Origin of the sequence: Zhongshania aliphaticivorans (assembly GCF_001586255.1) — a bacterium.
Classification (GTDB): Bacteria; Pseudomonadota; Gammaproteobacteria; order Pseudomonadales; family Spongiibacteraceae; genus Spongiibacter; species Spongiibacter aliphaticivorans.
Genome location: NZ_CP014544.1, coordinates 949984 through 975833, shown reverse-complemented (window position 1 = coordinate 975833; position 25850 = coordinate 949984). Strand labels below are relative to the sequence as shown.

General features: G+C 52.3%; 21 protein-coding genes and 1 tRNA gene. 7 read left to right on the top strand and 15 right to left on the bottom strand.

The features are described from left to right. Positions 1–2: 2 nt before the first annotated feature. The 6 genes from ubiB to tatC are packed head-to-tail and all read left to right on the top strand — an operon-like array spanning position 3 to position 3874. Positions 3–1643, top strand: a complete 1641-nt coding sequence (ubiB, locus tag AZF00_RS04240) for a ubiquinone biosynthesis regulatory protein kinase UbiB (protein WP_008246185.1) — start codon at positions 3–5, stop codon at positions 1641–1643. Between the two features lie 57 nt (positions 1644–1700). Beyond that, positions 1701–2114 carry a phosphoribosyl-AMP cyclohydrolase gene (gene hisI / locus AZF00_RS04235; RefSeq protein WP_008246184.1) on the top strand — a complete coding sequence of 138 codons (414 nt, stop codon included), beginning with the start codon at positions 1701–1703 and terminating at the stop codon, positions 2112–2114. A gap of 1 nt (position 2115) precedes the next feature. Beyond that, on the top strand, positions 2116–2448 hold the full coding sequence (locus tag AZF00_RS04230) for a phosphoribosyl-ATP diphosphatase (protein WP_008246183.1): 333 nt from the start codon (positions 2116–2118) through the stop codon (positions 2446–2448). A 32-nt stretch (positions 2449–2480) separates the two neighbouring features. Continuing rightward, entirely contained in the window at positions 2481–2714 is a 234-nt protein-coding gene (gene tatA, locus AZF00_RS04225; protein WP_008246182.1) for a Sec-independent protein translocase subunit TatA, read from the top strand. Then, positions 2715–3131 (top strand): Sec-independent protein translocase protein TatB, encoded by a 417-nt coding sequence (tatB, locus tag AZF00_RS04220; RefSeq protein ID WP_008246181.1) that lies wholly within the window; start codon positions 2715–2717, stop codon positions 3129–3131. Continuing rightward, positions 3128–3874, top strand: coding sequence for a twin-arginine translocase subunit TatC (tatC, locus tag AZF00_RS04215; protein ID WP_008246173.1), 747 nt, complete (start codon positions 3128–3130; stop codon positions 3872–3874). Before tatB ends, tatC begins: the two co-directional genes overlap by 4 nt. Before the next feature lie 176 nt (positions 3875–4050). On the opposite strand, the gene dnaB is transcribed toward tatC, so the two are convergent. The 7 genes from dnaB to rnr all read right to left on the bottom strand — a co-directional run bounded on the left by dnaB (position 4051) and on the right by rnr (position 11323). Beyond that, positions 4051–5493 carry a replicative DNA helicase gene (gene dnaB, locus AZF00_RS04210; protein ID WP_008246171.1) on the bottom strand — a complete coding sequence of 481 codons (1443 nt, stop codon included), beginning with the start codon at positions 5491–5493 and terminating at the stop codon, positions 4051–4053. 147 nt (positions 5494–5640) lie between these two features. Further along, positions 5641–6087, bottom strand: coding sequence for a 50S ribosomal protein L9 (rplI, locus tag AZF00_RS04205; protein WP_008246170.1), 447 nt, complete (start codon positions 6085–6087; stop codon positions 5641–5643). A gap of 39 nt (positions 6088–6126) precedes the next feature. Beyond that, positions 6127–6975: a YybS family protein gene (locus AZF00_RS04200; protein WP_008246168.1), complete on the bottom strand. Its 849-nt coding sequence runs from the start codon at positions 6973–6975 to the stop codon at positions 6127–6129. A gap of 17 nt (positions 6976–6992) precedes the next feature. Further along, positions 6993–7220 (bottom strand): 30S ribosomal protein S18, encoded by a 228-nt coding sequence (rpsR, locus tag AZF00_RS04195; protein ID WP_008246166.1) that lies wholly within the window; start codon positions 7218–7220, stop codon positions 6993–6995. A gap of 22 nt (positions 7221–7242) precedes the next feature. Next, the gene (rpsF, locus tag AZF00_RS04190; RefSeq protein WP_008246165.1) at positions 7243–7686 is read right to left on the bottom strand and encodes a 30S ribosomal protein S6; all 444 of its coding nucleotides are present in this window, start codon (positions 7684–7686) and stop codon (positions 7243–7245) included. 151 nt (positions 7687–7837) lie between these two features. Then, positions 7838–8575, bottom strand: a complete 738-nt coding sequence (rlmB, locus tag AZF00_RS04185; RefSeq protein WP_008246164.1) for a 23S rRNA (guanosine(2251)-2'-O)-methyltransferase RlmB — start codon at positions 8573–8575, stop codon at positions 7838–7840. Between the two features lie 12 nt (positions 8576–8587). After that, positions 8588–11323, bottom strand: coding sequence for a ribonuclease R (rnr, locus tag AZF00_RS04180; protein WP_008246163.1), 2736 nt, complete (start codon positions 11321–11323; stop codon positions 8588–8590). 122 nt (positions 11324–11445) lie between these two features. Between rnr and AZF00_RS04175 the strand changes: the two genes are divergently transcribed. Beyond that, positions 11446–11532: transfer RNA gene (locus tag AZF00_RS04175), tRNA-Leu, on the top strand. Between the two features lie 141 nt (positions 11533–11673). On the opposite strand, the gene AZF00_RS04170 is transcribed toward AZF00_RS04175, so the two are convergent. From AZF00_RS04170 to AZF00_RS04135, 8 genes are all read right to left on the bottom strand, one after another. Further along, positions 11674–12864: an ISL3 family transposase gene (locus AZF00_RS04170; RefSeq protein ID WP_062382734.1), complete on the bottom strand. Its 1191-nt coding sequence runs from the start codon at positions 12862–12864 to the stop codon at positions 11674–11676. Between the two features lie 127 nt (positions 12865–12991). Beyond that, positions 12992–13276 (bottom strand): hypothetical protein, encoded by a 285-nt coding sequence (locus AZF00_RS04165; RefSeq protein ID WP_008246162.1) that lies wholly within the window; start codon positions 13274–13276, stop codon positions 12992–12994. A 78-nt stretch (positions 13277–13354) separates the two neighbouring features. Then, a complete protein-coding gene (locus AZF00_RS04160; RefSeq protein WP_008246161.1) occupies positions 13355–15304 on the bottom strand; it encodes a pyrroloquinoline quinone-dependent dehydrogenase in 1950 nt (649 codons plus the stop codon). Next, on the bottom strand, positions 15301–17082 hold the full coding sequence (locus tag AZF00_RS04155) for a Vgb family protein (RefSeq protein ID WP_231856187.1): 1782 nt from the start codon (positions 17080–17082) through the stop codon (positions 15301–15303). The genes AZF00_RS04160 and AZF00_RS04155 overlap by 4 nt, the downstream gene beginning before the upstream one ends. 77 nt (positions 17083–17159) lie before the next feature. Next, positions 17160–19517 (bottom strand): TonB-dependent receptor, encoded by a 2358-nt coding sequence (locus tag AZF00_RS04150; RefSeq protein WP_008246158.1) that lies wholly within the window; start codon positions 19515–19517, stop codon positions 17160–17162. A gap of 52 nt (positions 19518–19569) precedes the next feature. Beyond that, positions 19570–21516, bottom strand: a complete 1947-nt coding sequence (locus tag AZF00_RS04145) for a BamB-related PQQ repeat family beta-propellar protein (protein ID WP_008246156.1) — start codon at positions 21514–21516, stop codon at positions 19570–19572. A 79-nt stretch (positions 21517–21595) separates the two neighbouring features. After that, positions 21596–24046, bottom strand: coding sequence for a penicillin acylase family protein (locus tag AZF00_RS04140; protein ID WP_008246154.1), 2451 nt, complete (start codon positions 24044–24046; stop codon positions 21596–21598). 487 nt (positions 24047–24533) lie between these two features. After that, a complete protein-coding gene (locus AZF00_RS04135; protein WP_008246151.1) occupies positions 24534–25661 on the bottom strand; it encodes a thiolase family protein in 1128 nt (375 codons plus the stop codon). Positions 25662–25850: the final 189 nt, after the last annotated feature.

Genomic DNA, 25850 nt, shown 5'->3' with positions numbered 1-25850 from the left:
CTATGGGGCTGCGTCGCCTGCTCGCTATTTGCTGGATTATTTGTGTCTACCGACTAGATACCCTCATCCCCACTGAGCACCTACCACTGCGCGCCCGCTTATTATTGCGCTGCGGCCCGTGGCGCTTATTTGCCAAAGGCAAATACAGTCGCGGCGAACGCTTACGTTTAGGCTTAGAAAACCTGGGCCCAATATTTATTAAATTCGGCCAGATTCTGTCAACTCGCCGCGACCTTCTCGCCGACGACGTGGCCATGGAACTCGCTAAACTCCAAGATCAGGTCCCCCCCTTCGGCAGCGAACAAGCCGTCGCGGTAATTGAGGCCGCGCTGGGCAAACCCATTGAGCAACTCTTTCTTAAGTTTGATCGCCAGCCCCTCGCCTCTGCATCCATCGCACAAGTCCATACCGCCACCATCGACAACAACATCGATGTGGTTGTTAAAGTGGTGCGCCCGGGCATCGAGCACATTATTAGTGCCGACCTAAAACTGCTACAAACCATTGCGGTACTCATTGCCCGCTATATTCCCGACGGCCGCCGCCTGCGACCGGTTGAAGTGGTGGAAGACTACCGTCACACAATACTAGATGAACTGGATTTACAGCGTGAAGGCGCCAATACCTCCCAGCTACGTCGCAATTTCAAAGACTCTGAAGTGCTCTATGTGCCTGAGGTGTACTGGGATTACACCCGTCGCAATATATTAGTTATGGAGCGCATTTACGGTATTCCCGTTACCGATGTTGAAACCTTAAAAGAACAAGGTACCGACATGAAAAAGCTCGCTGAGCGTGGCGTAGAAATTTTCTTTACCCAGGTGTTTCGCGACAGTTTCTTTCATGCCGACATGCACCCCGGCAATATTTTTATTGCCCACAATCGCCCCAACTCCCCCCAGTACATCGCGATAGACTGCGCCATTATCGGCAGCCTCAGCGATTTCGATCAATATTATTTAGCCCGCAATTTACTGGCGATATTTCAGCGCAATTACCGGGAGGTCGCCGAACTCCATATTGAGTGTGGCTGGGTGCCGCCAGAAACCCGCGTGCATGAGTTTGAAGCCGCCATCCGCACGGTCAGTGAGCCTATCTTTGAAAAGCCACTGGCGGAGATCTCCTTTGGTCTCTTGCTCTTGCAGCTGTTCCAAACTGCCCGCCGCTTTGACATGGAAGTGCAGCCCTCTCTGGTGCTACTGCAAAAAACCCTATTGAATATTGAAGGTCTGGGCCGCCAGCTTTACCCTCAGCTGGATTTATGGTCTACCGCCATGCCATTTTTGGAGCGCTGGGTGCGCGATCGCTACTCGCCGCAAAGTGTCTTGAAAAAAGTCAGTCACCGCATTCCCGGCTGGTTAGAACAGCTACCTAACTTACCTGAGGCGCTACTGGAACGCGGCGGCGCAGGCAAAGAGCAGATTTCTGCAAACACCAAAGCAGAGCGCCAACTTCAACACGATTTTGCTGAAATGATTAAGCAACAAGCGCAGCGCGGCCGCAATCAACGCCTTGCCATAGTTGCCGCGCTGGCAGCGGCCTTAGTCAGCGACCCCGGAATCCGAGCGGGCTTACAAGAACTCCCCAGCATGAGTATTGGCCTATTTGCTGTCGCTTTGTATTTCTTTATCCGCAGCCGCTGAGGTAAAGTATGGCCCTGATCAATATCGACACGAACACCCAAGCCTCTTGGAAACAGTATGAGCAGTAAACCCAATACCAGCCCGTGGCTTGAGCAAGTAAAGTGGAACGCCGACGGACTCGTCGCCGCTATTGCCCAAGACGCCAAAAGTGGCCGCGTGCTTATGATGGCATGGATGAACAGTGAATCTTTGCAACTTACGATTAGCAGCGGCGACGCCGTTTACTGGTCGCGCTCACGCAATAAATTATGGCGCAAAGGTGAAAGCTCCGGTCACGTACAAAAAATTCACTCCATTGCCCTAGATTGCGACGGCGACGCCCTGCTTATGCAAGTGGAGCAAATTGGCGGTATCGCCTGTCACACGGGGCGCGAAAGCTGCTTTTATCGCCAGCTTAAAGGCGACAACTGGCAGAGTATGGAAGCGGTATTAAAAGATCCCGCAACAATGTATAAAAGCGTGGACCAGTAATATGCCAGAATCGATTTTAAGTCAGCTCGACCAAGTACTGGCGGCCCGCAAAAGCGCCAGTCCAGACAGTTCCTATGTCGCCAGCCTTCACTACAAAGGCCTAAATAAAATACTGGAAAAAGTCGGCGAAGAGGCCTTTGAAACCGTTATCGCCGCCAAAGACGCACAAGTCAGTGGCGACAATAGTAAAGTAATCTACGAAACCGCTGATTTGTGGTTTCACAGTTTGGTGATGCTGTCGGAACTTGGCGAAAGCCACCAACCGATTCTCGACGAACTCGCCCGCCGTTTTGGCCTTTCAGGTCTGGACGAAAAAGCGGCGCGGGACAAATAATTAATTTTCATTTTTAGCAAAAGGACATAATCATGGGCTTAGGCGGCATTAGCATTTGGCAACTCCTCATCATCCTTGCCATCGTGGTTTTATTATTTGGCACCAAAAAACTCAAGGGCATGGGCAGCGACCTCGGCGGCGCCCTTAAAGGCTTTAAAGACAGTATGAAAGGTGACGAAGACGAGGAAGCTAAAAACCTCGAAAGCAAAGCCGAGCAAGACGCCGGCACGGCAAAAACCGAGAGCAAAGAAGAGTCTAAGCACTAAATGTTCGATATTGGTTTTGCAGAGCTATTGGTGATCGGTGTCCTCGGCTTACTGGTCATTGGCCCCGAACGCTTGCCTGGCACAGTGCGCACCGTCGCACTCTGGATAGGTCGCCTACGCCGCAGCTTTAGTGATATTCGCAGCGAAATTGAGCGCGAAGTTGGCGCCGATGAAATTCGCCGCCAACTTCACAACGAATCAGTTCTGGCATCGCTAAAAGAAAGCAAAGACCAATTAAATAAAGAAATGAACAAGGCTGGCGAAGGGCTGCGTGACATTGAAAACAGTATTGCCCCTAAGCAAAATTCTACAGCCGACGAAAAGCTCGAAAGCAAAAACACGCCGAATACGGAAGAACAAAGCCTAGCGCCAGCCGCTAATGAACAAGCACCCAATAAACAAGATCCCACATCATGACTGACGCCGACCAAGATCAAGGTCAGCCGCTGGTTGCCCACCTAACAGAATTACGCGACCGCCTTCTGCGCGTGGTACTCGCCGTGCTGGTCTGCGCCGTTGGCCTAATGCCCTTCGCCAACACTATTTACAGCTTTGTTGCCGAGCCGCTGCGCCGCTACCTGCCGGAAGGCACTAGCATGATCGCCACGGAAATTGCCTCGCCCTTCCTAACACCGTTTAAACTGGTGCTGGTCTCGGCATTTTGTATGGCGATGCCAGTAATACTCCACCAGATTTGGCAGTTTGTTGCACCCGGTATGTACCGCCACGAAAAGCGCATCGCTGCCCCACTACTCGCCTCAAGCGTTATCTTGTTTTATGCGGGACTGGCTTTCGCCTACTATGTGGTTTTCCCGCTGGTATTCGGCTTTTTCAGCGGTATCACCCCCGAAGGTGTCAACTACACCCCCGACATCGCCCGATTCCTAGACACCGCCCTAAAGCTGTTCCTCGCCTTTGGCATCGCCTTTGAAATCCCCATCGCCACCGTACTCCTCATCGCCTCCGGCGTGACCAGCGCCGAAGACTTAGCCGCCAAACGCCCCTATGTCATCATCGGCTGCTTTGTATTCGGCATGCTGCTCACCCCACCGGACGTTATCTCACAAGCACTGCTCGCAGTGCCGATGTGGTTTTTGTTTGAAGTGGGGATTGTGTTTGGGCGCTTGGTGAAGAAGAAGCAAGCGGAGTCTGACGTCTAAGGTCTGAGGTCGGACGTGGAATGCGCTGAATGCTTGACGGGAGATGGGAGACGCTAAAATTAAAAGCGAGCATTTAGTGAGCGCAGCGAATGCCTTTAAGCGTCAGACATCCGACGTCTGACTCCCGAATAAATACTGCCTCTTCGTCAGACGCCCGACATCAGACGTCCGACCAATTAGTATTCATCCGCCTGCTCATAGCCAAAGGCCAAATTCTCAAAGCGCGTATGCTTGCCCACAAAACTTAACCTAGCGGTACCAATCGGGCCGTTACGCTGTTTGCCGATGATTATTTCCGCCATACCTTTATCCGCCGATTCCTCGTTATACACTTCATCGCGGTAGATAAACATAATAACGTCGGCGTCTTGCTCGATGGCGCCCGATTCCCGCAAATCCGAGTTAATCGGTCGTTTGTTAGGCCGCTGCTCCAAGGCGCGGTTAAGCTGCGACAGCGCTACGACCGGACATTCAAATTCTTTGGCGATGCCTTTCAAAGAGCGCGAGATTTCAGAAATCTCAGCGGTTCGCCCTTCGCTCGCGGTGCCCGCGACTTTCATTAACTGAAGGTAATCGAGCATGATCATGCCGACGCTGCCGTGCTCGCGCACAATCTTACGCGCCCGAGAACGCACTTCGGTGGGGGTTAGCGCCGGTGTGTCGTCAATAAATAGCAGCTTGTCTTTGAGCTTGGTCACCGCCGAACTCAGCTTAGGCCAATCCTCTTCTTCCAAACGGCCTGTTCTTATTCGAGTCTGATCAATACGGCCAACAGAAGACAGCATCCGCATCATCAGCTGATTGGCGGGCATTTCCATACTGAACACCAGAATGGGTTGCTCGCTTTTCATCAGCGCATTTTCGACGAGGTTCATCGCAAAAGTGGTCTTACCCATCGAGGGACGGGCTGCAACAATGATCAGGTCAGAGTTTTGCAGGCCCGAGGTCATTTCATCGAGCTTTTCAAAGCCCGTGGTTAAACCCGTTACCGCATCTTCGTTGCTAAACAGCTCGTCGATTTTATCAACCGCCGACTTCAATAGCGGGTTGATGGGGGTGAGGCCGCCAGTTTTAGGGCGCTCCTCAGAGATCTGCATGATGGCCCGCTCGGCCTCATCCAGAATCTCGTCGCTGTTGCGACCTTCAGGGTTAAAACTGCTGTCGGCAATGGCATTCGCCGCACTGATTAACGAGCGGAAGGTCGCGCGCTCGCGCACCGCTTGGGCGTAGGCCCGAATATTTACTACCGAAGGGGTGTTATTGGCGATTTCAGCCAAATACGCCGCGCCACCGACCTGCTCTAGCTGCCCCGCCTTAGCCAGCTCCTCTGCCAGTGTTACCACGTCTATTGGCAACTCGAGGGTGACCAAGCGGGTCATTTGCGCGAATATTTTGCGATGCTCAGGGCGGAAGAAATCACCCTCGCCAACCACATCGGCCACCGAGTCCCAGCTTTCGTTGGCGATCATTAGGCCGCCAAGCACCGACTGCTCTGCCTCTACCGAATGGGGGGGCATTTTCAGTTGCGCAAAATCGCTCTCTTCTTCAAAGGGCGGCGGAGATTCAGAATAAGCTTCGGGGTACACGGAACCATCACTAGGAATAAACAGATCGGGCATTGTGGCAAAAAAAAAGCACCGCCGCTACAAAGAACGGCAGTGCTTTTTACACCTGACTAGCAGCCGCGACAAAGCACAGCCCTAAGCACAAAGATCGCATTAACAACCCTGCACTTTCTAGATCAGATCATAGACAGATCAGCAAAATTACTCGGCAACAACCGCAATGCTAACAGTCTGTACTACATCACTGTGCAATTGAATTGCCACGTCGTAGGTACCCAGATCGCGAATTGGACCTTCTGGCATACGTACTTCGCTTTTATTCAATTCAACGCCAGCTGCCGTTACTGCGTCAGCAATATCGCGAGTACCGATAGAGCCGAACAGCTTGCCGCCGTCGCCAGAATTCGCTTCAATAGTGACTGTCAACGCCGCCAGCTTTTCAGCACGGGCATCAGCAACACTGCGCTTTTCAGCAGCAGTCGCTTCTAAATCAGCGCGACGCGCTTCAAATTCAGCAACATTTGTTTTAGTGGCAGGTACTGCTTTGCCAAATGGAATCAGGAAATTACGGCCATAGCCGCCTTTAACATTAACCTGATCACCTAAATTGCCAAGCTTGCCAATTTTCTCCAGCAGAATCACTTGCATGGTTCTCACCCTCTTAAATTCGTCTGCGTTTGCGCCGCTCTATTGTTGAGAGCGATTCGGCAAACGCCGCCTAATATCAATCCAACTATCTACAATCGCCATCAAAATCAAGCCCGCCCAAAGCGGCCCCAATAACAACAGCGCTACGTAAAAAACTATTAACCATGCGCGACCTAAACCCAAGCGTCCTGCGGCACCGTGCACCAAGGCAATACCGGAAATTACAATGGGCAGCATACACATCACCCCCCAAAACCGATAATCCCCACCAACATTGCTTACTAGCAACATCAGCGCAACCAAGGTCACTGTTATGGCTGGCGGTAATCGAAACTGCCACATTTCCTGGCGAAACCCGCCGGGATTGTACAGTATGGACTGCCACCACCGCGCTAGCATCACCGCCAGCGTACTCCACAACACCGTGCTAACACCGATCACCGCGGCGATATCGCCGTTGCCAATCTCTGGCAAACGCCCAGACGCAGAAACCTGCATCCGCTCTAGCATGGGTTGCACCATTGCCAGAATCGAGGCCAGATAATCACTGGCCATGTGCATCAAGATTAATGCTGTTAGCAAACCGGCGCCAACCGCAGCCAGCATTGCGTAGGCCCATTGCTGGGTGCTGCGCAAAACCGCTGCACTTGCTGCGGCGCCAAGCAGCATGGTCAAGGGACCAACATCTGCTCCAATAGCGGCCACCGCAATTGCCGGTAACAATGCCCAAAATACAACGTAGGCACCTTCGCTCAAGCCTTTGCGCAACATCACCAATGCTGCGGCTGCAACGCCAACCCAGGCAAACATGAGCGTACCAACACCCAAGCCTGCAACGGCTACCGCCTGCAAGCGCCCTTTCATAATGAATTCAGCTAAGGCGCGCATAATTTTACGTCGTTTGATTACTTATGGCTGTCTGTGTAAGGCAGCAAAGCAAGGAAACGCGCGCGCTTAATTGCGGTAGACAATTGGCGCTGGTATCTAGCATTTGTACCCGTGATACGGCTAGGTACAATTTTACCTGTTTCTGAAACATAGGCTTTCAGGGTTTCCAGATCTTTATAATCGATCTGGCTGACGCCTTCCGCGGTGAAGCGGCAAAATTTACGACGACGGAAAAAACGTGCCATAACTATTCTCCTAACTCAGCAATTATTCAGCGTCGTCTTCAGCCGTATCGGCTTCAGAGTCACTATTGTCATCAGTCGTCGACTCAGAGTCGTCACGGCTGCGCTCAACACGCTGTTCACTGCGGCTACGACGCTCGCGGCTCTCGTTCTCTGCCTTCATGATCGGCGACTCTTCAGTCACAGCTTCATCGCAGCGAATAATAAGATTACGCAGAACGGCATCGTTATAACGGAAGTTAGTAGTCAACTCTTCCACAGCTTCAGCAGACGCTTCAGCATTGATCAGCACGTAGTGTGCCTTGTGGATTTTGTTGATAGGGTAAGCCAGTTGACGACGGCCCCAATCTTCTAGGCGGTGAACTTTACCGCCGTCTTTTTCGATGGCTTGCGTATAACGCTCAACCATACCTGGTACTTGCTCGCTCTGGTCTGGATGGACCAAGAACACTATCTCGTAGTGACGCATTTTACAGCTCCTTACGGGTTAAGCCACCCTTTACGGTGTGACAAGGAGGACAGCTCCGACCAAAATAGTCGGAACTACCAATAAATCAAGAGCGCGGATTTTAGGTATATCGGGGATGATATGCAAGTGATTCGTACAGTTATTAGCCAATTCAGGCTTTTATGCGCTGACGCACCGCCTCGAAAAGACAAATACCCGTCGCCACCGACACATTCAAACTACTTACCGAGCCCGCCATAGGCAGTTTCGCTAAGTAATCACAGTTCTCACGAGTAAGGCGCCGCATACCACTGCCCTCCGCGCCGAGGACCAAGGCACGCGGCCCAGTCAAATCTTGCTCGTAAAGCGACAGCTCTGCTTCGCCAGCCATGCCCACCACCCACACCCCTGCTTGCTGCATTTGCTGCAGACTGCGGGCGAGATTCGTAACCTGCACAAAGGGCACAACCTCGGCTGCACCACAGGCAACTTTCAGCACTGTAGCGCTAAGCCCCACCGAATTATCGCGAGGCGCGACGACGACAGTCACCCCAGCGGCATCGGCGCTGCGCAAGCACGCACCTAGATTATGAGGATCGGTAACACCATCGAGCACCAACACCAATGCCGAGCTTCCCGCCGCCACCACTAAATCCAGAAGATCTTTTTCCTGAAACTGAGCAGCCGCCTCGACCAGCGCGATAAGCCCCTGGTGACGCCCTTCAACCATCGCGTCTAATTCAGGACGCGCTCGCTGAATAACATGAACCTTTGCAGCCTTAGCGAGATCCAACACTTCTTGCACACGCTTATCGAGCCGCCCCGCCTGCACATACAACTCTTGAACTCGCTCAGGACTGCGGGCCAGCACGCTCTGCACGGCATGTATGCCAAAAATCTTTTCTGCCACTGAATAAAATCTCTATCGACTACGACGCGTTCGTGGTGCGCCCGACTTAGGTTTGCCACCCGATTTTTTGGGGGTATCACTTGGCGCGGCAGACTTAGCACCCGATCGACTGCGACGAGGCTGTGCTTTAGGCTTAGCCTCTGCAGCAGCTTTTGCTTCTGCCGCCTTAGCTCCTACAGACTTAAATGCCGCCTTGGGCTTAGCCGAGGCCTTGGCCTTAGTTGGCATCAAGCCTTTTAACCCCTTCGCCAGGGCCTCGCGAACCGAGGTCTTTTTCGGCACGGCAACCGGCACATCAGCGACAACAGGCGCAACGACTTGGCGCTTTTTACGCGGCGCAGACTTTGCTGCAGGTGCGCTAGCGTCGGGCTTGCGACGACGAGGTGAGTCGGCAGCGGCTTTTGGCTCAGTATTCCGACCGCGACTTTGGCCTGGCTTGCGACGCTGGCGCTTAGGCCCATCACTAGCGGGCTTAGCCGTGTCAAAAGCAGCCTTTTTACCGATGTCATCGCCCGCCAACACACCAAGATCGATTTTCCGCTGATCGAGGTTAACGGCCAACACTTGCACCTTCAAGGCATCACCCAGCTGGAAAACGCGACGCGTCCGCTCGCCAATCAAACGCTGATGAGCTTGGTCAAACTGATAGAAATCTTGGGGCAAAGCGGTGATGTGCACCAAACCTTCTATATAGAGATCTTGCAACTCGACAAACATGCCGAAACCCGTCACGGCAGTAATAATACCTTCGTGCTCACTGCCGACATGGTCTTGTAAGAATTCGCATTTCAAAAAAGCCATTACATCGCGACTGGCCTCATCTGCTCGGCGCTCAGCGACCGACGAATTCCCGCCCTGGGCAATAAGGGCCTCCAGATCATAGGGATAGATTTTTTTACGATCAATGTTTGGTGCATCGCCTACTTTATGGAAGCACGCTGGCGCCTCGCCACCACCACTGCGCACCAAATAGCGCAATGCGCGATGCACTAGCAAATCTGGGTAGCGTCGAATCGGCGAGGTAAAATGGGTATAGCCTGCATAGTGCAGACCAAAATGACCTTCGTTCTCTGGGTGGTAAACCGCCTGACTTAAAGAGCGCAGCATCATGGTTTGAATTACCGCAGCATCTGGACGCTCACCCAGATTCGACAACAGCATTTGATAATCTTTAGGGCTAGGCTCTTCGCCACCCTGCAAACTCAAACCGATCTCGCCGAGGAATTCTCGCAAATTCGTTAACTTCTGTTCTGACGGACCGCTGTGCACGCGGTACAAGGCTTCCAGCCCAGAGCGATCTAGCGCTCTAGCGGTCGCGACATTCGCACACAACATGCACTCTTCAATCAGCTTGTGAGCATCGTGACGACGGATCGGCACAATTGCTTCAATGCGCTTCTCATCGTCAAACACGATCCGCGTTTCCACGGTTTCAAAGTCGATGGCACCGCGTTCAGACCGCGCTTTGCGCAGCACTTTGTAAAGGTCGTGTAAATAACGCAGCTGGGGCAATAAATGCGCATTGCGCCCCGTGTTGTGCTTAGGATCAACACCCTCAAGCTCCAACAGTGCACCCACCTCGTTATAGGTTAAACGGGCATGAGAGCGAATTAAACCTTCATAAAACACATAGCCACTCAGCTTGCCGCTGGCGCTAATGGTCATTTCACAAACCATCGTCAAACGGTCTACATCGGGCTTTAGCGAGCAAAGGCCATTGGACAAGGCCTCGGGCAACATCGGCACCACGCGGTCGGGGAAATACACCGAGGTAGCGCGCTTATGCGCCTCTTGATCAAGGGCTGAACCCACTTGCACATAATGAGAAACATCGGCAATAGCCACCCACAGACGGTAGCCGCCAGTTTTCTTGGGCTCGCAGTACACCGCGTCATCAAAATCTCGCGCATCTTCGCCGTCGATAGTGACCAGCGGCAATTGGCGCAAATCGACTCTATGTGCTTTGTCCGCCTCGGCGGGTTCAGAACCAAAGCGCCGCGCCTCTTCTTCAACGGCCTCCGGCCACTCAAAGGGAATATCATGGCTGCGGATCGCCAACTCGGTGGCCACACCAACCGTACGGCGATCACCCAGCACTTCAGTAATACGGCCCCGCGCCTGTTGACGCTGACCGGGTTGCTGAGTCAGTTCAACCATCACGTAATCGCCTTCTTTGGCGGTCGCGACGTCGTTATCCTCAAGTGCCAACCAATTCTGGATGCGTGTATTCTCAGGAACTACCTGAGGCAGGCCACGGTGCATCATTAACTTACCCACAAGCTGCTGGGTATTATGCTCAACCACTTCAACAATCACGCCTTCACGGCGGCCGCGCTGATCGACACCAGTCACTTCAACCTTGACAGTATCACCATCAAAAACCTGCTGCATCTGGCGATTAGCCAGATACACGTCTTCAGACTCACCATCAATACTAACAAAACCGAAGCCGTCACGATGGCCGATAACCTTACCGACCATGCTGTCGCCGCCACTAATAGCGCGCAATTGGCCGCGACGACCTTCTATAATTTGGCCATCACGCAACATCGCCTTAATTCGGCGGCGCAGACCTTCTTCCTGCTCCTCACCTTCAATCTCAAGCTGGCGGCGCAGCTGCGCCTGGCTAATGCCCTTCTCGCTTTCTTTCAACTGTTCGAGGATATATTCACGGCTGGGAACCGGGTTTTCGTAGTTCGAGGCCTCACGTTCAGCGTGGGGATCGGGGATATTTCGGCGTTTAGCCATTCAGTCAGACTTCCTTTATACAATGAAAATTTAAAAATATGGGTGTAGTGTAACTCAACCGTTGACAAAAATACTTTCTATCAGTAAATTGCGCGCCTCGGCATAAACGCTGATCATCCCCTGCCCAGGTGGTGAAATTGGTAGACACGCTAGCTTCAGGTGCTAGTCCTCGCAAGGGGGTGGAGGTTCAAGTCCTCTCCTGGGCACCATTATTTACCCTTTAAAACCCACTCGCTAAGACTCGAGATATAGCACCGAATTTCGCGGTGTGCGTAATTTTGAGACTACTTTTTCAAGTAATTGGTAATAAAGCGATCGGGCTCTACCCCATTATCGGGGGATAGCACTCATCAAACCCTGTTAATCACTCCGTCCCACCCGCAGTGGGCCAGCACTCTCATCCTGTAATTTTCAAAGTTTCTAAAACCATACGCTCGTCGTGTCATCATTTCCATTTTGTTGTGGAAGCCCTCAGTTATTCCGTTACTTTTACTAAATCGCCACATGGCCACAATGGGCTTCAACCAGGAGCGCAATGTGTTAGCTAGCGCTCGTAGCGGGCTCTCAGCTAGCTCATCAAGCAATTTCATGAATACCGGCAACTTGATGCTGGCTTTCTTGCGCGTCAGGGTCTTGAGCAACACAAATCGGATTAATCGTTGCTTGGCCACATACAGTGCTTGCAGCACTGGGTACTCAGCCAAATACTGCATAAGGTTGGCGTGCTGCTCATCCCGCAAATTCCATTGATGGCGACGCATTAAACTGATCAAACCGCGGTTCTTTCTGCCCTCAGGATCATGCTGCTTCCAGACACTTAAAAAGTGCTGGTTAATAAGCCTGACCACATGGAATCGGTCAGCCACGATCGCGGCATTGGGAAAGTAGCGGCGGGCAATGCTGCGGTACGTTTCCGAGAGATCCATCACCACAACCTGAACGCGCTCTCGTCCCTCAAGGGCCTTTAAATAGCGGCGCAAACTCAATTCTGATCGTCCTAGTTGGACATCAAACACTTTGTGATTCTTGAGGTCGGTAAGCGTGGTCGCATAACCCTTTTTACGGGTAAAGAAATGCTCATCTATCCCTAATACGCGAGGGCAATATCGGCGATCCCCCTCGGAACGCTTTTGCTTAATATGGTGCTGATACCAACGCTCTACCGTCGCTGGGCTGATTTGATGGGTTCGAGACAACTTGCGCTGCGTTACACCGCCATCGTGGGCTTCGAACACTTCCAGTCGATAGGCTTCTGAAGCGCGAAAACGCGGACGAATACCGGTAAAGGCGTGACGAAAATAGCGCTTACACTCCTGGCAATGGTACTTGGGTACTCGAAGGTGCAAGGTCATCACTTGATTCCCCTGACGAGTGTGCTTCACCGTCCTGAGATGCGTGGCTTTAATCCTCAGGCCATTGCCCTGACAATGCTTACAAGGCGGCCTGTGCACAGGCTTTGCCCAGACTTCGATCCCTTTCCTGCGGACTACCCGTTCAATCTCAAGGCCAGGTATGCCTATAATTCTTCCTGCGTGGGACATCGGTATTCTCCATCAAACTGTTTCTTCGCAAATTCAGTTTAATGAATGCCGGTGTCCCCCGTTAATGATGAAGAGCCAGCGATCGGCACGACACCACCGCCACATCTGCCAAAGAGCCCCGCAGCGATCAACCCCCAAGCGAAACACCCTCTGTTTCAAGCACCGTAGCGACATCCGCCCGCTCAATGATTTTGACTAAAATCGACTGAATAGTTTCGTCTTCACGAGCATCCTGTTCGCAGCTAAATTTTTGCTCCTGCGCAGCAGCCCCCTCTTCCGAAATAAACGAGATAACGACTTCACTGGCTGAGTCAGGGCTTTTGCCAAAATACGCTAAAGATATAAGTGGGTAACCGTGAAAGCCTTTTTTAACCTGCTTGGCGATACGTTTTTTGGCTTTATCTACGTTCATGGTGACGCTCTGTGTTAGCTGTTTCTGCGACATTACACCGAAAGCACTAGGCCGACCAGCGCCGCACTACGACTCCCCCTAATTAGACTTAGCAGGCAAAGCAAACGCAATAATATAATCACCCATCGACCGCTGATACATATGATGCCCCCCAGCCGCAATTACCACATATTGTCGACCGCCCCGCTGGTAGGTCATTGGCGATGCAGTCGCATCGACGGGCAAGGTGTGCTGCCATAGCATTTCACCGCTGGCAGCCGAAAACGCTCGGAAGCGCCGATCCATCGTTGCGCCGATAAACACCAGGTTGCCCGCCGTCATTAGCGCGCCACCCAAATTCGGTGTGCCCCAATTAATGTCGAAGGGCAGCGGCAGGGGCGCCATCTCATGAACTGACCCCAAGGGCTTTTGCCACAGCACTTCGCCCTTGGCTAAATCGATCGCCATTAATTTTCCCCACGGCGGTTCACTACAGGGAATTCCCAGTGGCGACAGCAGACTCTCAACCACCACGGTATAGGGCGTGCCTGCCATGGTAATACGCATGGTTTTACCTGCGGGCGGTAAATGCTCTCCCGTTTCGGCGCTGCTAGTGGGTTTTAAATATCCTACAAACGGCGCGGTATTTACATTAATTACCAGTTGCTGGCGTTCCGGCCAAAATACCCCGCCGCCCCAATTCGCACCACCAAGACTACCTGGCAGCATTAGCGTGGGGCTCTCGGTCAATGCGGTAAACAAGCCCTGATTATTCAAACCCGCAATTTTTTCCGCGCAGGCACCGCGATCCCAAGGCGTCAACCCCCAAGCGCTTTCGGCATTTAAATTGTGATTCAATAATAAGGGCAGTTCAGTGGACACTGGCTGAGTAGGTGACAAATGTTCACCCACCACCGCCAACTGAGGCACAGGCTTTTCAAGAATGGGGAATAATGGCTCACCGGTCTCCCGATGAAACACAAAAACAAAACCCTGCTTAGTTAGCTGCACAACCGCAGGAATCGATTTGCCACTGCGTTGTAAATCGATCAACATCGGCTGCGCGGGGGTGTCGTAATCCCAAACATCGTGATGCACAAACTGAAAATTCCACACCATTTCGCCGGTGCTACCGCGCAATACTACCAGCGAGTTCGCATAGCGATTATCGCCAGGGCGAAGCGCGCCGTAATAATCTGGCGATGGCGCGCCGGTAGGAATAAAGACCAGATCCCGCGCTTCATCCACCGATAATGGCGCCCAGGCGTTTGCGCCACCAGAGGCAGCAACGGCATCGACAGGCCACTGCCCGGCGTTCGGCGCGGTTGCATCTAAAGGGATGGGTTCAAATTGCCAGCGCAGCGCTCCGCTGCGAGCGTCAAAGGCCTTTACCGTGCCGCGCGGGGTGTGGGCGCGAACAAAATCCACCACCGCCGACCCCACAATGATGGTGTTATTTATCACCACCGGTGGCGACACGCTGCCGATATCACCGGGAACAAAACCCTCTTCATCGGTATACAGTTTTACCGTGCCCTTATTACCAAAGCCTGCACACAATTTGCCATTGCGAGCATCGAGGGCAATCAAACGGCGATCATGGGTTGCGGTGAATATACGCTGACCGCACAGTTCACCATCATTAGCAGAATCGGCCCACCAACTCACGCCACGACACTTAAACGGGCGATCACCGGCCAGCGAGATTTTAGGATCAAATCGCCAGCGTTCAACGCCGGTTTCTGGATTAAGAGCGATTACCTGATTGAACGCTGTGCAGAACACCAAATGCCCACCCGCGGCCTCTGGCAATAATATCGGCGTGGTTTCTAAGGCGCTGCGCGGCAACTGTTCGGCAAATGTCTCCGCCTCGCCGCTACGATACTGCCAGGCCACTGCCAAGCCCTCGACATTGTCGCTACTAATTTGCTGATGCGCAGAGAAACCTGAGCCCCCTTGATCTCCCCGATAATAAGACCAGTCCTGCGCAGCTACTGGCAAAGTAACTGCGCAGGCGCCCAGCAGCAGTATCGCGCGCGGTATTTTCATTGCGGGTAAGGCGTAATGTGAATCAAGGTAGGCTGAGCATCTTCTATTTGCCAGCTTGGAAAATGCGAGTTCGAGGTATATACCGAGCCGTCTTCAGCGATTTCAATATCTCGTGTAAATGTGCGACGGCGCGGCATTGGGTAAACCTGCCAAGTCTCAGTCGCGATATCAAAGCGCATAACTGTGTCTGACTGATTACCGTTAACCCACACTACGCTGCGCGCCCTATCCACATTCAATGCATAGGGAAATTCGCTAACAACGGGTAAATCATATTCCTTTAGAATTTTAGTTTGCGGGTCGTACATAACTAACAAACCAGCCTGAAACGCCACCATCCACACGCGGTTCTCGGCATCTACCCGCAGGCGGCGCGGACCAATCACTTCAATATCAATTACCGTGACTTCGCCCGTTTCAGGATCGATATAACCGAAATCATTGGCATATAGCCGCGCAAACCAGACCCGTCCGTCTGGCGCGACATCGATACCGTACGGCATAGGCAGCCCGCTAGACTCACGATCGACTGAGGGCATAGGACGCGTCTCTGGGTCCAGCCAAAATATCAGCGGCAGAAGCTTAATGGTCAGCCACTCTTTAATATTGCGAGCGGGGATATCGAAATAGCTAAATACCTTTTTTTGACGATCCCACATCGCTACTTGGGACGACAGCGCGAGGGTAAACCACACTCGGTCTTGCTCGTCGGTACGAATAGTATGGGGATAAAAGCCCCGAGTCATTTCGTGACGGGTAAAGGTTTTGGTCTGGGGGTCAAATTCCAACAAGGCTCGCTGCATCGACGGCGTGATAAAAATATGGCCATCTTTAGGCGACACGGCAAATGAGTGCACCCCCATATAATTATTAATTTTGCCGTAAGCTTTGAAGCGATTTCCTAAGAATCCGCCAAGCTTGTCGTCGGACTCATGGGGCACCGTGTACACCGTGTATACACCCGTTTTGGGATTCACTTCATAAATGCGGTCTTGAAGATTATCGCCTACGTACACCATGCCATTGGGATGCAGAATAAAGTCATGCATTTGGGAGAAACCGTCACCAATCGGCCACTCGGTATAACTCGCTCCAGCCAGGGCCGAATCCCAGGGCCGGGGCTCTGGCACCGTTTCATAGCTCGCGTTTAAACTGTGGTAACCCGCGGCCAAACCCTCCGCCAAAGGCTGGCGCAAGTCACCAGCAATACGAGCACCATAACCACCCATGCAATCAATAACGGTCAACCACTCTTCAGCGCTGCGTTCAACCCGCATAAACGGCGAGGCCTGTTGATGGCAAAACGCACAATTTAAGGCGAAATGTTGTCGTAAGGCCTCGCCACCACCGATATCAAGCTGAGACAACCACACATTCGACGGCTTTTGTTCTGCCAGCACTCGGCGATCCTGCTCACGCTCCATCTGCACCGTCAGGCCTTCACCCAAAGACAACTGTGCAGCGACCGCTGCCGCGCGCAAGCTAACATCTTTAAAGCCAGGCTTGCGAAAGCGATAATCATAGGCAATGCCAGTATCAGGAAAATTTAGCATGCCATTGGCATCGCTAAAGCGGGTATTTTCGACAGCAGACTGATTACTGACACCGTCGGCGGGATAACCCTCATCAGCCAAGATCAGCTTCGGCTTTTGCGCCAATACCCGGGTAACCATTACCGTAGCCAATCCTTCGCCAGAGTCATCAGTCACTATCAGGTCCTTCGCCAGCGCGTGTCCCGCCAGCACCATGCACAGCCCTGCCCACAAGATTTTATTCATTACTGCTCGCATTACACTATCCTATTATTTTTTTTGTACGCAGCGCCGCATAAACCGGCGCAAATCAAAAAGTGCGTCTAATAATTTAAACGCAGAGTCATACCGACGCTGCGAGGGTCGCCCAAAAAGGTTTGATAAGAGCCCTCCGGCGAGCCAACATTGGCATCGAGTACCGCGTGGAACGTGGCCGGACCGATAGCCGAGGCATACTGTTCATCTGTTAAATTCTTCACCCACAAGGCGACATCGACATTGGCGCTGCGCCAACCGAGCCGAGCATCAAAAACGCCGTAGGCTGGCTCCTCGTGACGGGGATCAAGATCGGGAATATAGTGGGTTGAGCCCTGATAACGATAGGCCAAACGACTGTAGAGATCGCCGCTAAACAGCGGCTGGGTATAACGCAGAGCTGCGTTACCAGCGAGGCTCGGGGTAAACGGCAGCTTCTCCCCACTGAGGTCACACTGCGCGTATTCATTGTCGGGTTCGCGGCCGTAATAGCATTGCCCACCGTCGTAGCTCTTGTAAACAACATCTAGTGCAGTGGCACTTATGCTTAAAGTGAAGCGATCAGATAGCAACAGTAAACCTTCGACCTCAGCGCCATCCATAATAACCTGGTCCGCACTGTTCACCACAAAACTTAAGCCAACAAAAGAGGCATTCTGCTGGCCATCATAAATGGTATGAAATAGCGCACCGTTAAGCCGCGCACGCTGGTCCCAAAATTCTGCTTTCCAGCCAAACTCAAAGTTCTGTACTTCTTCAGAATCAAAGTCGCGCAGTTCTGGCGGAACCGTTCCCGACTCCAAATTAAAGCCGCCCGCTTTAAACCCTGTTGAGTATGTTAGGTACAACATAATATCCGGGCTAGCAAAATAACTGAGGCTGGTTTTACCCGTCGTTGCCGACCAGCTTTGCGTTGAGCCATAGGGATCAACATTTGGGGCGACGGAACACACGGGATTCGTATCGAAAGGTGCCGAGCAACCGTTGGCTGCGGTATTGTAGGTCGCGATATAACCGTCTTTTTCTTCCTCGGAATAACGCAGCCCTAGACTGAGATTCCATTTTTCGCTGAGGTCAAAGTCGGCTTGAGCAAATACACCGTAACTGGTGGTCTGCTGCTCCGCACGGTAAAAGGCTTCGTCGCCGTCAACCCCTAATATCGGCACCTGGGCGGGAGACCCTACCGGCAATGGCAGCGGAACAGGCAGCGCTGCGGCCACAAAATATTTCGCTACAATCGTACCGTATTCTTCAACCTGATCTTCCATGCGCAAGAAGGGCTGATCCCAATCACCGCGCTGAAAGTCGTTGTAATAATAATACACCCCTGTCATCCAACGCAGGCTATCGCTGCCTTCAGACGCGATACGGAACTCTTGGGAAATAGAGTCGCCCGCGTGCTTGTCGAAATTACTGGCGATATTGATCGGCATAAGCTCGACGTTATACATGTATTTTTCAGAGTCGTATGTGTCAAAGCTTGAAATAGAGGTAAAGCTGTAACCGTCGCCGCCGTATTGCACATTCAAAATAATATCGCTGGAATCCTGCACAATAAGCGGTTTCAAATTGTGTTCCACTACGTGATCGAGGGGATCGTTATTGCTAATGTCATAACCCGCCTCACTGATCATCTCGCGGGTTTTGGCGCTGTAATACATATCGGCCGCCATGGCATTCATGTCGCGCTCTAACCAACCCGCAATTAAACGCGCGCTCCAGCGATCCGAAAAGTCATACTGCAATTGGCCACGCAGCGCGATGTCATTGAGATTACCGCTGTCTGGGCCACTGAGGTTTTCGGTCAGATTACCGCGCCGAGTGGTACTGGCACTTAAACGGCCTGCCATTTTTTCGGTGAGGGGTCCGCTAACATAGCCCTTAAGCTGATGTAAGTTGTCGCTGGCATAAGTGAATTCCACCATGGTTTCTAACTCGCGGCTTGGCGGCGCTGACGATACTGCAATCAAACCGGCAGACGCATTTTTACCGTACAAGGTACTCTGCGGTCCCTTCAATACCTCGATCGCTTGCACGTCAACAATATCCCCTAGGCCCACCCCCGACCGCGAGCGAAATGCACCATCAATATACAGTGCTACTGCAGGCTCAAAGGTGGGAACATTGGCCGCGTTACCAATACCGCGTATGCGCACTGCGGTACTCATTGGCTGCTCGGTAGTTAAGATATACAGTGAGGGGACCAGAGCAGAGACATCGCTAATATCGCGAAATCCAGACTCTTGCAAATCATCGGCTGAGAGTGCCGAAACAGCGCCCGGCACATCCTGAAGACTTTCTGTGCGCTTTTGGGCCGTAACCACCACCTCTTCGAGTACTGGTGCGGCAATTGCCGCATTAGCCAAGCCAATGGCGAGGATAATCGGTTTAAGAGCCAAATCACTCACGGTGAATTTTATTGTCATTTTACGCTCCTTGGCCGGTCGCCGTGACCGCAATATTTATTATTTTTTATGCTTAGTTTTTAATTTTGTAGGCCAGCAAAACATTGCCGGGCAGCTGCCCAAACATGCTGTAACCCGAAAGCACATACAGCCACTCGCCAACCACAATTTGCCCAGCAACATCAATAGCGCCGCCATGGCCCGCTAATCCGTTGCTTGCATTGACCGGCACCGCCGTATTGTCTGTCCACAGAACCTTGCCACTGGCGCGGTCAAACACCCGCATAGTGCCATCGAGCCCGCCACTAAAGACGAGCTCATCACTCACCGTAATGGCCGACGACAAACCGTAGTAAAAGCTGCATCGATAGAGTTCAGCTGGATCCACTTTGCTCGCCGAGCGATTATTTTCTAAGCCAACCAAGGGCCGTTTACTGTAGTCAAAATCGCAATTTCGCTTAACGGCATGCCCCCAAAGCACATCGCCATCGCTTACATTTAAAGCATACAGCCCCGGCTTTGGGGTATACCCCGCCACCTCTCGCTCCGGGTCGGCTATCGGCACATACAGCGAGTCACCCGCCAGTGCCATACCCCAATGAATACCACCATTGCTTGTACCTTGGCTAAGCCGCTTTCGCCAAACTACGCGTTGCTTATCATTGCCGTCGGGATTAAGGGCAAACACTTCGCCGGATTTTTGACCCGCTAATAGCAACTGCCTACCATCAAAATCCGCAATAATAATTGACGCGCCAAAATCAAAATCTTGACCGGGATTGTCTGGGCAATTCGCCCCACCGTTTAAACACGCTGCATTCCAAATATCACCGGCAGTAGCCTGAAATTTCCACACTAGGTCGCCGCTATCTAAATCCAGTGCAATCACCGCGTCACTGGTGTCGGTAGCCGGTGCACTCAGATTTTCGCCAGTTCCGATATACAATCGATTGCGCTGGACATCGATGGTGGGCGTTGACCACACCGCCGCACCAGACGGCCCATAGCGATCTTGGCCCACTCTATTTTTACCCTGCAAAATGGCATCACGACTGGCATGCCACGTCCACAGCTTGTCGCCGCTGTCTGCGGCAAGCGCCATTACCCCGCCATGAGAAGTGCAACAAATATGACTGGGGCTGCCCGCCGCCGCCACCTCGAATAAGGAAATCGGCACATAAAGACGATCATCGTGGTAGCTAATCGACCCCGAAATTACCGAGTAATTGTTCAGCCGCGCCGAGCGCTGCCAAACAATATCCAAGGTATTGGGATCAAGGGCATATACCGTTGCCAATGAGTCTGCAAAAACCAGCAACTGTCTAGAGTCGCTCAGGGTCGCGACGGTAATAGCTGAGCGAATACCACTAATCATTTTGGTGTGAGCGATGACGCAGCCACTATGACGATTTAAAACGAATAACTTTCCCGCTTTATCGCCAACAAACAGGCGATCACCAATTACCGCAGGTTGCGAACGCATATCGCTGACTCGCGGAAAGGCAAAGCTCCATGCCAAACTAAGATCGCCAACGTTATTTGCGTCGATAAGCGTTTGCTTAGACGAGATAAAGCGACGATTTTCAGGCCCTAAGCCCCAGCTCGCCAAAATTGGACTGGCGCTGGTATTTTGCGATTGCTCACACATTGCATCGGCAATCCAATCGTACTGATTAGTCGCACTGCCCGCTAAATAATGCGCAATCAAGCCCCGCTTCTGTTTACTAAGATGAGCCGCCATTGGCTGCATTTTGCCAAACTCCATGGCAATCATCAGATCTTCTTTGGCGAGTCTAGATAGCGCCTCACGTGTCGGCGCATGCATTGTTGGATTGTCGTGACAGCTGGCACAGTGCTTGTCAAAAAGGTATTCACCGGCACGGGCCAGTGGCAAGTGTTCCGCATTGCGCAACACCCATGCTTCCCCATGCTGCACAAGCCACGTTTGCACTGGTGCACGACTCAGAGCAGCGGCGAGACCCACCGCCACGATGATAAAAACAATTATGCGCTTCTTCATTAATGCCCCGTTATTATTGTATGAGGTCTTCCCTGCTAAAGGCACGGCAGCGCTTACGCTGCCGTGCCGTTTTAGCGGTCTATTCGCTTATTTCCATACTCGACAAACGACGGTCGGCCGCAACCTCCGCCTCACAAAAACGACCAGCAACCCACTCTTTGCGCGAATACATCTGGGTTTGGTCGGCGAAATAAGGCGACTCACTATTAGTCGATTGCGAGTAAGTCAAAATCGTTTGCGTATCAGGACACTCGTCGCCATCAAAAGACACCACCTGCACAAAGCTGGCGCCATGAACGACGTCGTTATAGCCCGCCTCTGAATTGCTCCAGGTATTGCTCATCGCATTAAATACGCCGTAGCCACCGGGACCGCCATGCATAGGAATTTTGGCCTCTCCGCGCGATTCGGTAGCATGGGTGCGCAAGCTGGCATCCAATGGAATACCGTTCCCTTGTAAGTCGCTAATTGCCGATGCCAGCGCGTATTGCACGTGGGGATTAGCAATATTCAGCCCGCTAGGTGTATTCACAGGATCGTTAACGTCAAAAGGCGTTGTCCACACATCGGCAAAACCAAAGCCACTTGCCGCCGTCCCCGTAGGCACATCACTAATAAACAAATTCGCAACAAAGCGCCTAAATAGCACCGCACCTGGGGCATCAAGATCGTCGCGGCGAGTCCAGCTGGCTAATACCGCACAGGCCTCAGCGGTTTGCACCGGACCACCGGCACCAATCATACCGGGTGTTACCGCGCACAATTGCAGCAAGTCATCCAACCACAGTTCGGCCGCCATGTGACGATTATTAAAAATGAGATCCTGCATTTGTTGGCGAGTAAATTTAGTACCGGGTAGACCGTCGCTACCATCAATCCGCTGCTTGGTCATAAGCAGTCCGAGACGGGTGCGCATCCGCCGCTCAGTACCTTCGTCGCCAATAATACGAAAAAAGCCTTCAAGAGGCTGTTCAGGGCTCGATAGCCAATAACTGTCGTTCGAGTTAGTGAGGTAATCGCGACGAATCAACCAGGGCATATTGTCAGGGCCAATAATACCGGTTTGCACCGCATCGGCGTCATTATCCCAGGCACAAGCAGCCCGCGAACCGTCTAACACCGGTAAACCCAAGGTATTTGCTGTGGCCACGCCAAGAGGTGACGCGCACTCTAGGGCCTTTTGATCCGAGACATTTGGCGTCACCGAAATATCCGCGTACAAGGCCTCGCCATTACTGTCGGCAGCAATGGTGTTCACCCAAGGGATACCTTGATTGCGCTGCATTATTGCCAATAACTCGCGGACACTCTGCGCGCGATTGGTTTCCACAAAATGATTTAAATAGCGGAAATTAAGCGCATTGGCGTCGGCCAGAGCGAACGCCACTGCAGGGGTCCACGGAAATACCGGTAAACCCAGTATCTCGGTCAACACCGGCCCCCAGCGCGTTGAGTAAAGGGTACGAGATACCGCAGTGCCATCAGCAAGCTCAACACTTAATTCTTGGGCAAGCATCGCTTCCGGCTGACCGTCGACTAAATAGGAGGTCGGGTCGCCCGGCACCAACGTTAATTGATAGGGCGTAAATCGCCACGCCGACGACACGGTATGGCTCCACGCCAAGTTCTGGGTATGCCCAATTAAGATCATGGGCACGCCAAACAAAGCTGAACCCGTCGTATCTAATGTACCGGGAATAGTCATATGCGCTTGATGGAAACGCTCAGCGCCATCCCAAGGGAAATGCGGATTCCCCAATAGCATACCCTTGCCGTTTGCCGTTGCTTCAGAACCCAGCGCAATCGCATTACTGCCAATTTGAATACCCTGCCAAGCCTCACCAAGCTGCTGTGCGATCTGCTCGGGGCTCGACGTATTCGCGCTCAGCGAGTTTGGTCCCGGCGGTTGCGCGCTACCAATGCCATTAATTGCCACGGCCGAGCTACCGAGCAAGGCCAGCTGGTAAAAACGACGGTACACATCCAATTCGGTAATCGGCCTCACCCAGCTCGCACCACGGCACGTGGGATCAGGTAGGTTTTCAACACCAACATCGCGCAGGTAGCGGTTGTATCCCGCCACATAACCCTTCACCAGCGCTTGGGCCTCAGGCAAAGGCCCCAGTGGCGGCGCCTGTGCCATTAGATTTTCCACGCGCTGTTCGGCGTTAATTAATTTAAAGAAAAAATCTGAATTTAAATTATTATTGGTGGTGCCATTACCCGTCATGGTCCAACTGGCATCAGGCCCAAAGTATTTTGACCGTTCGCCAGACACCGTCACATAGACATCGGCAATAGTGCAAATATTATCTTCGGCAAAGGCGTAGCTATAGCCATAGCCGATACCGGCGTAGTCATTGGCTTTAATATGCACCATGCCGTACTCACCGCGACGAATTTCCGCGCGGAAAGCACTGTCCTCCACCACAGGGTCAATAGGCTTTTGGCCACTCGAATAGGAATTACCTCCGCCACAAGCGGAAATCAACAGGCTCACTGTAGCAATATAAATACTGCGATTTATCATTTATACATCCATCTATTTATTTAAGACTGCGACAACTAATTATTATTCAAATAGCCGCATTTAAAGCTGGTTTAGCCTTCACCATTCACGTCAGCACTCTTGAGTGAGGCATGGAAAACAATCGCAAAATCTATTATTGAAAACACGTCACGCCCGCCCTCGGCACCCAATGCACAGGCCAAAGCACAAGGCGCGCAAAGACACATAATATACACTAAGTAACTTAATACCAAGGTCTGACCCTAAGCCCAAACTCCCCGCTCTGGCGTTGCCTAAACCGACTCACGCACCTTGCTGCAATGTGTTCACTTTAGAGTGAGCTAAATGCACGGGCGATAAACTACCCTGCAAGCTCAGGCGCGGCTCATAGTTTTTACGAAGGTTTAATAGCCGCAAACAGACTTTTCGCAGGCAGTGTAAATGGAAATAAAAAACGAGGGAGGGACGAGTAAAACGAGCCGCCCCGAACGGAGCGGCTCAAATAGACTTAAACTAGCTCAATTGCCACAGCGGTGGCTTCGCCGCCGCCAATGCATAGGCTGGCAATGCCACGTTTCAAACCGCGATTACGTAAGGCGTGAATCAAGGTCACCACAATGCGCGCCCCAGAGCAGCCCAGCGGATGCCCCAGCGAACACGCGCCGCCATTCACATTGATCTTTTCTAGCGGAATACCTAGGAGCTTATGGGGTAGCAATGCAACCATGGCAAAGGCTTCGTTTATTTCAAACAAATCGACATCGCCCGCCCCCCAGCCAAGGCCCTTCATCAACTTTTCAACCGCGTACACCGGCGCGACTGGGAATTGCTCTGGCGCGCCAGCATGACGAGAATAAGCTAGGATTTTGGCCAAGGGCTCAGCGTCTAGGCCGCTACCAATTAATAAGGCCGCCGCACCGTCAGAAATAGAACTGGCATTAGCAGCCGTTATGACCCCCTCCTTAGAGAACGCGGGGCGCAACTGACGAATTTTTTCGGGGCGCGCATTGCCCGGCTGCTCATCATCACTGTGACCATCGTGAGCGGCAATCTCATTGATGAAAGCGCCTGACTTTTGGGCTGCCAGCGCACGTTCTAGTGACATTAGCGCATAATCATCGAGTTCCTCGCGGGTAAAATGATGCTCTGCTGCAACTTGCTCAGCCACCAAGCCCATTAACTTACCGGAATAAGCGTCCTCTAGACCGTCGACAAACATAGCATCGCGCAGCTGGCCATGACCTAGGCGATAACCTTGGCGGGCGCGATCCATAAGATACGGCGCCAAGCTCATGTTCTCCATACCGCCAGCAATCACCAGTTTGCTGCTACCCGCTTTGATTTGATCCATGCCGCTCATAATAGACTGCATACCTGAGCCGCAGACTTTACTTACCGTTACACAGGGCGTCGCCTCGCTCAAACCGGCTTTTAACGCAGCTTGCCGCGCAGGCGCCTGACCAATACCGGCAGATACCACATTCCCCATCAGCACTTCATCGATGCGCTCAGCAACATCAAAGCCCTCGCACGCGGCTTTAATTGCAGTTGCCCCTAACTCCGGCGCGCTGGCCTTCACAAACTGGCCGTTTAAGCCGCCCAGGGCGGTACGCTTAGCGGAATAGATAAATGTCATGGCAGAGTCCTGTGTCGTCAAATCGAAGGATTAATCATTAAGATGCTTGAGTTTCATTCAATGCGCGATAAACCTAGCATGAGCTGCTCTGCTTATACGCTAAGATACAGCGGCGGCAGTCCCGCCGCTTAACGGCGCAATAATAACATACGTGATTAAAACACCGTAAACTGCGGCACTATTTAGCTC